Source organism: Coleofasciculus sp. LEGE 07092 (assembly GCF_015207375.1).
GTDB lineage: Bacteria > Cyanobacteriota > Cyanobacteriia > Cyanobacteriales > Coleofasciculaceae > LEGE-07092.
Window position 1 is genome coordinate 1 of sequence record NZ_JADEWY010000164.1, and the last position, 12,552, is coordinate 12,552.

At 47.1% G+C, this 12,552-nt stretch carries 10 protein-coding genes and 1 tRNA gene; 6 read left to right on the forward strand and 5 right to left on the reverse strand.

Features of this window, described 5'->3' with window-relative positions; translation table 11 throughout:
* Window positions 1-183 precede the first annotated feature (183 nt).
* The 4 genes from IQ257_RS26325 to IQ257_RS26340 all read left to right on the forward strand — a co-directional run bounded on the left by IQ257_RS26325 (window position 184) and on the right by IQ257_RS26340 (window position 5,306).
* Window positions 184-645 (forward strand): tRNA (cytidine(34)-2'-O)-methyltransferase, encoded by a 462-nt coding sequence (locus IQ257_RS26325; RefSeq protein WP_193879279.1) that lies wholly within the window; start codon window positions 184-186, stop codon window positions 643-645.
* A 916-nt stretch (window positions 646-1,561) separates the two neighbouring features.
* Entirely contained in the window at window positions 1,562-4,159 is a 2,598-nt protein-coding gene (locus IQ257_RS26330) for a peptidoglycan DD-metalloendopeptidase family protein (protein WP_193879276.1), read from the forward strand.
* A gap of 145 nt (window positions 4,160-4,304) precedes the next feature.
* Window positions 4,305-4,377: transfer RNA gene (locus IQ257_RS26335), tRNA-Met, on the forward strand.
* Between the two features lie 440 nt (window positions 4,378-4,817).
* On the forward strand, window positions 4,818-5,306 hold the full coding sequence (locus tag IQ257_RS26340; protein ID WP_193879274.1) for a pentapeptide repeat-containing protein: 489 nt from the start codon (window positions 4,818-4,820) through the stop codon (window positions 5,304-5,306).
* Window positions 5,307-5,421: 115 nt separating this feature from the next.
* Here the strand turns inward: IQ257_RS26340 and IQ257_RS26345 are convergent, their stop codons facing one another.
* Window positions 5,422-5,988, reverse strand: coding sequence for a GAF domain-containing protein (locus IQ257_RS26345; protein ID WP_193879271.1), 567 nt, complete (start codon window positions 5,986-5,988; stop codon window positions 5,422-5,424).
* A gap of 429 nt (window positions 5,989-6,417) precedes the next feature.
* Here IQ257_RS26345 and IQ257_RS26350 point away from each other — a divergent pair, with 429 nt between their 5' ends.
* Both IQ257_RS26350 and IQ257_RS26355 read left to right on the forward strand, forming a co-directional pair.
* Window positions 6,418-6,888: a DM13 domain-containing protein gene (locus IQ257_RS26350; protein WP_193879268.1), complete on the forward strand. Its 471-nt coding sequence runs from the start codon at window positions 6,418-6,420 to the stop codon at window positions 6,886-6,888.
* A gap of 148 nt (window positions 6,889-7,036) precedes the next feature.
* Window positions 7,037-7,702, forward strand: a complete 666-nt coding sequence (locus IQ257_RS26355) for a DUF4079 domain-containing protein (protein WP_193882070.1) — start codon at window positions 7,037-7,039, stop codon at window positions 7,700-7,702.
* A gap of 77 nt (window positions 7,703-7,779) precedes the next feature.
* Here IQ257_RS26355 and IQ257_RS26360 read toward each other — a convergent pair whose 3' ends face one another.
* The 4 genes from IQ257_RS26360 to IQ257_RS26375 form a co-directional block, all read right to left on the reverse strand.
* Window positions 7,780-8,553, reverse strand: coding sequence for an LEVG family PEP-CTERM protein (locus IQ257_RS26360; protein ID WP_193882066.1), 774 nt, complete (start codon window positions 8,551-8,553; stop codon window positions 7,780-7,782).
* Window positions 8,554-8,918: 365 nt separating this feature from the next.
* Entirely contained in the window at window positions 8,919-9,581 is a 663-nt protein-coding gene (locus tag IQ257_RS26365) for an HAD-IA family hydrolase (protein WP_193882063.1), read from the reverse strand.
* A 21-nt stretch (window positions 9,582-9,602) separates the two neighbouring features.
* Entirely contained in the window at window positions 9,603-10,799 is a 1,197-nt protein-coding gene (locus IQ257_RS26370) for an NAD(P)/FAD-dependent oxidoreductase (RefSeq protein WP_193882073.1), read from the reverse strand.
* An 81-nt stretch (window positions 10,800-10,880) separates the two neighbouring features.
* Window positions 10,881-12,527, reverse strand: a complete 1,647-nt coding sequence (locus tag IQ257_RS26375) for a DUF655 domain-containing protein (RefSeq protein ID WP_193882060.1) — start codon at window positions 12,525-12,527, stop codon at window positions 10,881-10,883.
* Window positions 12,528-12,552 lie beyond the last annotated feature (25 nt).

The window sequence follows — 12,552 nt, forward strand, 5'->3', positions numbered from 1 at the left end:
CCGCTCCCCAGCTCCCCAACACCCCCACTCTTCTCTGAGCTTCACAACTTCTGTAGAAATCACAATATCTAATCAATGGTTCCCAAACCCCTGATATTAGAAAAATATATATTAGGATTCTCTATGGATCGATTAGTCAATGCTCCAATAGCTTCTGGGTAAGGAGATGGAGTCTTGTAAGTCATGCTAAGGGTTGTTTTGGTTCAGCCGCAAATTCCACCGAACACGGGCAATATTGCCCGAACCTGTGCTGCTACGGGTACAGAGTTGCATTTAGTCGGACCATTGGGTTTTGAAATTAGCGATCGCTACCTGAAGCGAGCGGGCTTGGATTACTGGCCCTATGTCAACTTGCACTATCACGAGTCGTTCCATGCTTTTGAAGCGGTGTACCAGCAGTTAGGCGGACGGCAGATTGGTTTTAGCACTACTGGGAAATACAGTTATGTAAAGTTTCAGTTTCAGGCGAATGACTGGCTGTTATTTGGCAGTGAAACCACAGGTTTACCCGCTACGGTTTTAAAAGAGTGTACGGCAACCGTTTGTATTCCTATGACACAGAAAGGAGTTCGGAGTTTAAACCTTTCTGTCAGCGCTGCTGTTGGTTTGTTTGAAGCACGGCGTCAGTTGGGCTATTTGCTCTAAGTCTTTTTTTCAATCAGATCGGCTGGAGTCTCCGTCTCTCTTAGAGTGGGGGTGAATGCCCTTCAATATGCGTATATGTTTGTATATGTATATAAATCTATTTAATCTGACTGCAAGTTATTAAAAATAATTAAAATTGATGGGACTTTAGCCTCTTGACTAATCCCTTTGATAGTTGATTTATCTCTCAAAACAAAATTTTTGACACTGATTTCAGTTATCCACACTACGAAACCCTTCTGGCTGTGATAAGAAATTTATATAAAAAAGTTTAAAAATATCTGGGAGCTGACTGATAGATTTTAATCATCCAAATTGACAAGCCTAGAGGGGTCAAAACCGCCTGGTAGCAAGAAAAAACTTACTTTAAGGGTGTCTTAGTCGGGTAGGGTAGCTAGCACCACAGCGGAGGAGTTGGGAAATTGTACGGTTGTTTTTAGAGCCAACAGTCGCGTAAAGTGCCGTCTGTAATCTATTAATTGCTAAACTATCAGTCGATAGAGTGTACAGTTGCCATGCCCAGCACTATCGGGATATCCTATAAAGCTTGTTATCAGCAATCCGCTGGAGTATGGTTTGAATCTTCCCTCTTCCGGAGGAAAGCTTGTTCGGTCTGTATGTTCTATGCACAAGCCTTGGCCACAACCGCACCACTATCGATGTGTCTCTTGTCAAACTATTTCATTCCAGAGGCACCCAGATATTGCTTCTTCAAGGGTGATCGAGCGGTTGCCGTCAAGTGCCAAAATTTTACCGGTTCGATCGACTTGTCTAAATCAAAAAAGCAAGGTACTCTTGCCTAAGCATGCTTACTGTCCGTGATTTCAATCACTTTTTTAGGTGAGATCCCTCATTGACTGGTAAAAAAATCATTCAGGAACTGTTAAGTGCTCGTCACACACTAGGAGGTCGTTTTTTGAAACGAACATTTAAGCAGAAGGTCAAACCTGTTCCGACCTGTGCAGCAGACTCTCTTGAGGTCTTACTGAAGCTCCCCATTGGGAAGCATACGGTCAGTGCAGCAGTTCCGACCGAGGTGAATCGCAAAGCTCGTACCTCTGCCGCCATGATTGGATTAGCAATCTCCATGGGCGCTTCTGGCTTGTTGCTGCCTCAGCAAGGCGATGAAGCCCTTGCAGTAGAGCCGATTGCGGCGGAACCAACTCTGACAACTTTGCCAATTGGCACTTCCACACCTGCCTCAGTGCCGACAGAACGTCAGCCAGAAGTTGCCACGACAGCGACGCCCGTGCAGTCGGTACCGTCGGCTCCTGCAAAGCCTGTTGCGGAACACCAAGTACAGGAGGGACAAACTCTTTGGGAAGTTTCCAAGTCTTATGAGGTAGAGCCAGAAGCGATCGCCGCATCTAACAAAATAGAACCCACTGCTGTTTTACCAGTTGGACAGAAGCTGAAAATTCCCTCAGCTAACGGTGTTGTTCACGAAGTCAAGGCAGGCGAAACAGCCAAAACACTGTCGAAGTCCTATGGTGTGGAGCCAACACAGTTGCAGACTTCTGCATCGGTGTCGGAAACAAGTCAGTTAGAGGCTGGTGAATCGGTTACGGTTCCTGGCAAGGTCGATGACCTTTTGAAGGCGAGACAAAATGATGCGATTGACCGTTTAAAAGAGAAGCGCAACCGTTTAAATGACAGTCTGGCGGAGTTGGGGTCTGAGGAGTCTACCAATCTCTCTGAACTAGCAAAAGCATCACCCTCGCCATCAGCGACGGCATCACCATCCACCGACGCTTTACCCCCTGTAGAACTCAAATCTGAAGAATCGGCAACCAGCGAAGCCGCTCCAGCCGTAACTGTTCCGACCACACCAGTGGTTATCCCGGTGCCTACGCCGGAAATTGCGGCAACGCCAACTGGGAACTCAGAAATAACCAGCGAAGCTCCGTTACCCATCGTTATCCCAGTACCCACCCCAGAAATTGCGGCAACACCAACCCCTCGGGAATCGGAAGCAGCTAGGGATTTCAAAGCACCTGTAGTTATACCGGTACCTACGCCAGAAATCGCAGCTACACCAACAGGAGAATCAGAAACTGGCACAGAAGCTAGGTCATCGGTCGTTATGCCAGTGCCGTCCCCTGATACGGCAGCTTCCCTGGCAGTGGAACCAGAAACACCGAATTCGCCTCAGTCAGTGGTTATTCCCGTACCCTCTCCAGGAACAGCAGACTCATCTACCGGAGAGCCAAAATTAGTAACCATCCCCAATAGTACGGTCGAGTCAGAAATCACAGCCAAACCCCCAGTACCCCAACCAGTGGTAATGGAAACCCTGGTGGCAGCCAGTCCAGCAGATACCTACAAAGTCAAGCCTGGAGATACGGTAGATGCGATCGCTCGTCGCTATGGTTTGTCTCGCACTGAATTGATTCAGGCGAACGGGTTGAACAATCCCAACCTGATTCGAGTGAATCAACAGCTCACAATTCCCACATCCCAACCGACAGGCTCTCCTGAGCAGAGCGTTACCTTCCTTCCCGGTATCACCAATTCTGATACGGTTTCCCTTCGACAAGAGCAGCCAGGAGTCAGAGCCTCGACTTTAGTCGTACCTACTGTTCCCAATCCAGTCGCGCCCGTTGTACCAACAGAGCAGACATCTCAACTACAAGGTGTTTCACCGACAGTTGTGGCGCAATCTAACGATGCCCAAACAAATCCCACGGTTGTGGTTGATACCAAGCGGAATGCATCGGCTGATACTGCTGCCAATCTCTATGTTGAGCGGCTGAGATCTGACATTCTCAGGATGCGCGAAGAATACCGCCGTCAGCGGGAAAACGGTGAAGCTACTGCCTCTAGCAATATTGCAGTTCCTGCTGCGCCAGTTGCATCGGTGACACAGAACGAGGCTGCATCCCCTAGAACTAATCCAGAGTTCAATCCAAAGCGATACGAACAGCAAACTCAACAAGCTTCAATTCCCATTCAAGTACCTTCACCACCGGCTGCACCTGAGCAACAACCACAGCAGCAACTGTTGGCAGTTGCTCCAGCACCAGCAGAGGGCTACAACCAGATGCTGCAAACGCCAACGGGACAAACGGTTGCTCCCGAACTGCCTCCCTTGTCAGCTCCGGATATGTACCTGCCGGATAGCCCCGTCCCCTTTAATGGCTATATTTGGCCCAGCAAGGGTGTGCTGACCTCCGGCTATGGTCAGCGCTGGGGACGGATGCATAAGGGAATTGATATTGCCGCCCCCGTTGGTACACCTGTTGTTGCAGCAGCTCCTGGCGTTGTCGTCACTGCTGGTTGGAATTCTGGTGGCTACGGTAAGTTAGTGGAAATCAAACATCCCGATGGTAGCCTTACCCTCTATGCTCACAACCATCGGCTTTTGGTGCGTAGCGGACAAGAGGTTGCCCAAGGTCAACAGATTTCTGAAATGGGTAGCACTGGATACAGCACGGGTCCCCATCTGCACTTTGAAGTGCATCCAGCGGGACGCGGTGCAGTCAACCCCATGGCTTTTCTTCCCAAGAGTCGGTAATTTACTCTCCCGCCGCCAACTGCTGCATGCAGTCTGGCGGGAGATGGTTAATTGGCAGGGAGCTCAATAGCTCCCTATTTATTAGCTTGGGGAGTAGCAAAGACTACAGTTGATGTGGTAGATTGAGGAGGTTGCCAAAAAGCTTGGCTCAGTAGCTCAGTGGTTAGAGCAGGGGACTCATAAGCCCAAGGTCGCAGGTTCAAATCCCGCCTGAGCCATATTTAAAAATCATATAGAGTAAGATTTTCGGGAGAATAGCCTTAGTTACATTAGGGCTATTCTTCTGGTTTTTTATTATTTTAGGTGAAATAAGGGGGGCTCATGTTAAGCAAATCGTTCCTTTTGGTAGACGCTAAACTCTCACCTGGAGCGGATTTCAGAGTTGACTTATTTCACCGATTATGGAAAATAAGCAAGGATAACGGTATTTTTGCCAACAGCAGATATCCTCAAGTTCTTACTGAGAAGGATAGGGCACTTGCAAACATTGAAACGACGATATAAGTCACATCGACGAGTAATTGCGATCGCTCTGGCATTCATCTTAAGATTACACCTCAAGCAGATTGGATTCACCGATTGAATAGGATCTCCCTCAATAAACCGTCAAGAGAAACGTCTGAGGATTTAAACTGTTATATTTGCAGGGACTAAAGCTATGCCATTCTCCAATCGAAATATCGGTTCTAAACCCCAGGAGCCTCATTCTGCGAAAAAAAGGGATCTGCTTGAGAAATTAAAATCTGTAAAAATGCCTGCCGAACGGCTGCTACAGCAGCATATCACTGGAGAACGGGATTTTCGAGGAGTTAACCTGAGTGGAGCAGATTTGAGTGGAGCAGATTTGAGTGGAGCAGATTTGAGTGGGACAATCCTGCATGGCACTTTGCTCGATAAAGCTAATCTAACCCAGGTTAATTTCAGCCAAGCAGACTTAACGGGGGCGAACTTACGAAGGGCAGATTTAGTTTGGGCAAACCTGCGGGGAGCAAACTTGCAGGGGGCAAACTTTCGCGGGGCGGACTTGAGTGGAGCAGATTTGAAGGGGGCAAACTTAACTGGGGCAGACTTTGGTGGGGCGATATTGCCTGATGGATCGGTTCTTTTAACAAGTGATCCATCAAGTCTGTTAAACTTTTCCAGTTAGTATCAGTTCAAGCATGAGTTTTCTAGAAAGCAAAAGGGGAAGAAGAAGTTTACAATTTCCCTATCCTTTCCCCTTTTCTCGTTGTCCGTTGGGTTAATAATTTAACTCTCTTTACCTAACTCTCTTGAATGGCAGGAGTTGTTGCCAAGGTTGTGGCTGCTGTTTGCATTGTTTCAATCTCTGAAGATTGCCAAGAACGAGCATTCTGGCAGTGATGGGCAACGAGCAACCCCCATAATCGCCGGGAATTCAGAATGGGTACAACTAAATTCGCACGAACTTGGATACTGCGGAGGAAATCTCGATGGCAAGGATTGAGGGGTTCTCGTTCAATATCCGCGATCGCTCTTACCCGTCCAGCTTGATATAGGGCAGCATAGCTATCGACAAAACAATTATCTGCTCCTGTAGAACCAAAAATGGAATAGTGGGGGGAACTCAATGACTCGAAAGTTACTTGTCCTTTCCATTCGTAGTAGAAGTAATATAAAACCACCCGATCAACATTCAGCAAGTCTCTTAGGTAATCGGTAGTTTTTTGAACTAATATATCTCTCTCTAGCCGTTTAGCAAGGCGATTGGCAATGTCTCGCAAACCTGCATCCCCATCATGATCTAGAGGTTGAGTTTGATGAGAGTTAGGGTTGGTTGTAGAAGATCCTTGTACTGGATAAGAATTCATGATGCATCAGATACTGGTCGCTTTTGCTATCATACTCTCCAGCTCTTAAAGAAGAGCATTCAACTTTACTATCCTCTCAATCAACATCTCATATTGTCTGTCCTAGGGAATAATTTTTTTGAAGTTCCCTAACCTTGAGAAACCGCGATCGCATTCACCTTGGGATTCCGGTCAAACACCACTCGCCGTTTCAATAATATCTTGAATAGCAGCTAGAGCGATCGCTTGCTTGATAGAAACCTATGTCTTAAGCCCCTATACTGAAACTCCCTTAGTGTAAAGCTTTTAAGGTGTCATAGAATGAGTTTTACCAGATACCAACCTGAAAATTTTCTCAGACAATCAGCCGAATTTTAAAGCAAATTCTTAGCCAAAACTCATTAAACTGCCACAATGATAGATAAAGTCCCGTCTTGAGGAATTAAAGTCATGAAGCTCAAGTCTCTAGCTATCTTCAGTACCACTGCTTTGTTATTGGCTAGTTGTGTCGGAGGCACTCCATCGAGTCAATCCTCTGTTCCAGAGGCATCGCCAACTCCCGCAGTATCAACAGAAACACCCATGGCACAAGACATCAAACCGTCTGGAGACTTTGTAGCAGGTGAACATCCCACTCAGGGAATGGTGCGAGTCGTTACAGAAAATGGGCAACGTTACCTAGACTTTGACGAAGCATTTAAAACGGACGAAGGACCGGATTTATTTGTGCTGTTACACCGCGAACAAACTCCCAAATCCTACCAAGCCGATAATTACGTGAATCTTGGCGAACTTCAGCAAGTTAGCGGCACTCAACGGTATGCTATTCCTGCGGAAGTTAATCTAGCCGACTTTGGCTCAGTAGTCATTTGGTGCCGTCAATTCAATGCCACCTTCGGCTATGCTGCCCTTGGTACTTAATGAGAAAAGGAGTAGGGAGTGGGGAATAAGGGAGATAGGGGAGGTAGAGAGAAAATTTGCAGACTGTAATGTTGATTAAAATACCTCCATCTTCCCACTCCCCACTCCCCACTCCCCACTTCCCACTCCCTATTTTCTGAAATAAACAATGGAAACCGTCGATTTTTTTGCTTTAATCCATCCCATCCTTGCGGTTGTTGTCGTGTTTCCCATCATTGGGATTGTGGTTCACTTTGCGTGGCAGACTCGCCAACGACGCTTGCAAACGGCTGATGGGGGCAAAAGTAAGATTCCACCCGTTGTGGGACGTGAACACGTTCAGTTAGGGCGCTGGCTGACGGGTTCAGTGGTTGGCATCACTTTGGTAGCGCTCGCTTATGTGATTTTCGCCAAGAGCGTTATCAAAAATCAGCTTTGGAGTAAAAACCCAACCCAGGCTATCTTAATCGTGCTGTTTTTTATCGCCGCGATTACTTCGTTAGTGTTGTTGTATCGCGCAAGGCAGCAACTTTGGCGAGGCATCTTTGCTACCTCTACAGGCTTGTGGTTGGTTGTTCTCGGTTGTCAGGAGGGAGTTTTTCGACGGACTAACGAGTGGTATTGGTCTCACTACTATATCGGCATAACAGCAGCATTGTTGATGGTATTTTCGTTAGCGATCGTTGAAGATATTTACAAGGATCGCTCCAATCGCTGGCGTTATGCTCATATTGCTTTAAATTGCTTTGCTTTGCTGCTGTTTTTCGGACAGGGTATGACGGGAATGCGCGACTTGTTTGAAATTGCCTTTTACGAAGGACTTGCCGCTAAATAAATACTCAAGACGAAAAACCCCGTCTCTGAGAAGACGGGGCTTAAATTTACAAGACAAATTTCTTGTACTGTTAATTGTTACGAATTAGCTTTCTTATTGCGCTTGCGCAAGCCCAAAGTACTCATAAAAGCGAGAGCGCCTAAACCAGCAGCGGTTCCGGGTTCGGGGACTTGTTTCTCTATCTGGAAGTTAACACCATCACCTGTACCAAATCGTCCACCCCTTTCACCTAAGTTGAGTGTGATAGAACTCACATCTGTGAACGTTTGTTCATAAATGTTTCGGTCAGGACCTGCGGGAACAACACCTGAAACATCGCCAAAGATGCCAGTAGCAACAAAACTTGTATCATCTTTGTATTCAGTATCAAACCAGCGGACTGTGAGGGAAGAGATAGTCTTGGCGAAGTCGAACTTGTATGTACCGACTTCTAATTGTCCCTTTTCTAACAGGGGTGTAACTCCATCTGCCATCATTGCGGCTGGACGGAACCAGAATTCGCTCACTGGGGTACCAACATCAAAGGCTTTAAATTGTATTGCTCCGTAAGTATTTTTAGTACCAGCTTTGTCAACAAACAAGCGGCTCTTCGTGCCAGTGGAGTCATCGATTAGACTTGCAACGTCTGAGATCCAGGGAGAGAGTTCCAAGTATTTGCAAGGATTACCAGTTTCTGAGGATGGGGATAGACAAGCACCCAAACCAACATTGACTTCACCTTCCTTATCCGGGACTAGAGATACGGCAGATGCTGAGGGTGCGAGGAAGCCTGCGGTTAAAGCGGAAGCCGCGACGAAGGAAGCGACTGCACCTGTTTTACCAATAAAAGCTGTGATTTTTTGAGTCTTCATAGGGATGCCTCCTGGGTGGCGATAGAACTCTTTTACGACTACCAAAACATATGAACTCGGTTGTTAGAATTAAAATTCTAGTTACGCCTATCATGATGCATTTTTTAGCTGAACCACTATTAATTTATGTTACATTAATGAGTGATGGCAAAAACAATGCGGTAGTTAAACATAGTTCAGATAGGCATGTTGTGTTCCGATGTAGTTTTGGTTTGGGTAAGAACTTTGTTTACTAAGCATTATTCTAACTGTAGAGATAAATAAAAAGCTAGACCTTTACTCCAGTCTTCATGGAATCTTTAAACTGTTTCGTGTTTTTGAAGGGATTTGTGAAGTTTGAGTAACGTTGGGAGGGCATTTTTTCCTCAAACCCCTGCCATTAGACTGGAACGCTTGAGTAAAATTGCTTTCAACCCTGCTGCCTGGGCACCTTGATAGTCTTCCGCGACACTATCCCCAATGTGCAATGCGTTGGGGGCTTGGCAGTGGTGCTTCTCCAAGGCTGCCTTAAAAATCTCAGGATTGGGTTTAGCTACGCCTGCTTGGGTTGAAATGGTGACGGAGATGAAAAATTCTTCGAGGTTGAGCGCTCTCAAGACTAGATATAGTCGGGAATCAAAATTGGACACAATACCCAACTGAATCCCCACTCGTCGCCACGCCTCTAGCGCTGGAAGAACGTCGGGATAAACAACCCAAGGTTCTGCTGTGGCAAAGTGGTTGTACAGTTGGTCAAAAAACTCTGTAAAGTCGTCAAACTGGTTGAGAACGCCGACGTGTTGGAACGTGCGCAGGGCAATCACCCGCCACCACTCAAATTCACACTCAGGAATCTCTTCGGGTTCGGTTGTGGGAAAAACTAAGGGATCAGCAGCAGCGAACGCCTGGAAAAAGGCACTGTTCACCCTTGATGCCGATACTCTAACCCCAAACTTACTAGCGATCGCACTATACACTTGACCGACACTCCCGCGAACCCCAAAGAGCGTACCGACAGCATCGAGCAAAATAACTTTTGGTTGTTGCATGGGTTATTTAGACATTACTCCTTAGTTTCCAGATAGTAAGTCTAACAACGGTTGCGTTATCCAATTAAAGCCAACCCTGAGCTGATGATCTAAGGTCGGCATTCGATAGAGATATGCCAGACGCCGAAACAGGTGGGCTAGAGAACCATCCAGCTTCAATCCCAAACCCGTAAGGGTGGCATTGTCTGTCCCCAACGTCATCATCTCTCCTAAATACTGGTAGCGGAAGGGGAGCAGGGGGCGATTAGTCAGGGATGCCCAGATATTCCAAGCCGTGTAATCTGCTTGCTGGAAGGCAGATTGAGCCGTATTCGGAACAAGTTGACCGGTGGCATCGTGGCAATCAGATAAGTCACCCAAGGCAAAGATTTCTGGGCGGTCAACGGTTTGCAGGGTTGGGGTTATGGTAAGTTGACCCCGGAGATTTTGTTTGAGAGGAAGCGATCGCACGATGGCAGGTACACTAGTTCCTACCGTCCACAGCACTATATCAACAGGAATAGTATCCACCTGTCCTTTATAAAGCAGTGAAATTGAGTCGGAACCAATAGATTCCACCCCAGTATCCAAATCAACCCAAACATTCCGGTCATTCAGTGCTTTCCGCGCCGCCTCACGGTTAAACTCCGGCGAGGTTCTGAGAATCGAATCACTCAGTTCAATAATCCGTAGTCTTCCCCGTTCTCCCAACCGTTCTGCTAGCTTGCACGCCAACTCAACTCCAGAGTAACCGGCACCGACAACCGCCACCCGAATTTTATCCGCATCAGACTCCTCTAAAATCCGCAGTCGTTCTTCCAGGTGATAGGCATCAGCCAGAGAGCGGAACGGGATAGCATATTCACTAGCTCCCGGCACCCGTTCTAAGGAAGTTTCTCCTCCTAGGGCTAAGACTAAGCGATCGTAACTAAATTCGAGTCCATCTTGTAGCTGTACCCGCTGCTCATCTATATTAATTCCCGCTACTGTAGCCTGAGTGAAGCGCACCCCCGTATTTGCCAAAAGTTCTTCAAAGGGTGGGGCAATTTCCCAGGTTTGTAGTTCACCCGTGAGCAGTTCGTATAGTAGCGGTAAAAATAGAAATCGGTCATTGCGATCGACTAGAATAATTTCCGGTCGCTGCTGCTTTTCCCAAGGGAGTTGGCTTAAGCGCAGGGCAGTATAGAGACCCCCAAAGCCTCCACCGAGAATGCAGATACGGGTAGGTTGTTCAGTCATCGTTATAATGGGCGGATGTTTGAATAGGGGAACTTCCTTCAGTGTAGCGACTCCCTCCGAATCTATATTCATCATCCACAATTACCAAGTAATCCGCCCATCCAACTTCTGAAGTAAACTCGGTCCTACGCCCGATACCTGATCAAAATCTTCTAAGGATGTAAAAGGTTGCTGGTGCCGTGCTTCAATAATCTGCTGTGCCAGTTTTGGTCCGACTCCTGGTAGGGTTTCTAATTCTTCCAGAGTGGCAGTGTTGAGGTTAATTACCTGCCCAGTAGGGGCATTCCTCTCGGTAGCCTCTGTGATTTGGGGGCATTCTTGTTGCTGGGATTGAATCCTTTGCTGAACCAATACGGGAACTCCCAGCACGGCTTTAGCGTAGAGGCGTCCGAACTCGCGCTCAAAATGGGCGGAAACTTTGGGACTGTGAATCACTAATACCGTTTCGTCGTTGTTATGATTTGCCGCATCTGACCAGTTGTGTGAACCGGCAATCACCGTTTGCCCATCTATCACTGCAAATTTGTGATGTAATTTATCCCCTCTCGGCAACTGAGGAACACCAACTGTGGTAATGAAGTTTTGCCAGGGACGGTTATTGGCTTCGTATTGGCACTTGTTGCTCAATGCTACGCCCATCATATCCAGACCTTCACTGTAATAACGATAGGCAAAGCCAGGATCAATTAGTGCTTGTACCTGTACACCCTGTTGATGGGATACTTCTAAACTATCTGCCAATCGTTGTTCTGAAAAGACAAATAAAGCCAGGTTAATGGTTTGAGTCGCCGTACTTAAGGTTTTGCCAATAAAACCATTACTGCTTTGACTCCAGGGTTGGGTTGGGGAAATTGGAGAAAACTGCACAGCAATAGTTGTATCTCCTAGAATCACTTGTTGCACAGGTCGCACGGGCTTTTTAACGCCAAATTGACTGTCTGGCTTGCCACCAGCACCATCTCCCCACATTCGGTTAAATTCTTCTGTAAATACGGTAGCAAGTTCAACACTGTCAATTTTCAAGAGGTTATTGGCATTGCCGCGACTCTCGGCTGTACTAATGTCCCCATGGATATCGCTGGAGGTGAAATTCGCTGAGGTAACAATTACAGTGTGTCCGTCAACGATAACAAACTTATGGTGCATTAAACCGCTACCTTTAGAACCATCGGCGGTATCGTCAAGGATTGGGATGCCAGCATTTCGCAAAATAGCTAGGGCGTCCCCTTGGTTAATTTCTTCTGGAGTGAGTTGACCATTACCATCGCGGTCGATAAATTTTAGGGATTCGTTGTAGCGTTCTTGTTCCCGTGCAGATAGTGCGGCTATTTCGGTTGGGGTGAAGTCACTCCAGGGACGGCTGTAGTTATTTTCTAAAATAACTCTCACGTTGACACCAGTTTGCTGGCGCTCGACTAGTGCCTGGGCAATTTTGGGCAAGCGTAATTCCTGAACGGCAACATCGACGGTTGATTGAGCCGATGCGAGCGCGTCTACAATCCGTTGCTCTAAATTATCGCCGGGTCGGGTCACTTGTCGATAAGGTTCTGTATAATGAGCAGACTCGGAATGATTGAAGTAAGCTTCAACAAAGGGGTCTTGGGGTAAAAGCGCTGGATGGTGAAGTTGAGACTTAACCCGTTGGCAGGCAGACAATGCCAGCGTTATCAGTATGGTGCCGCACAGATGCCAGAGGGGTAGATATCCGGTTATTCTGTGACGTGTCATGGGTTAGCAGGGGAGTGGGGGGGTG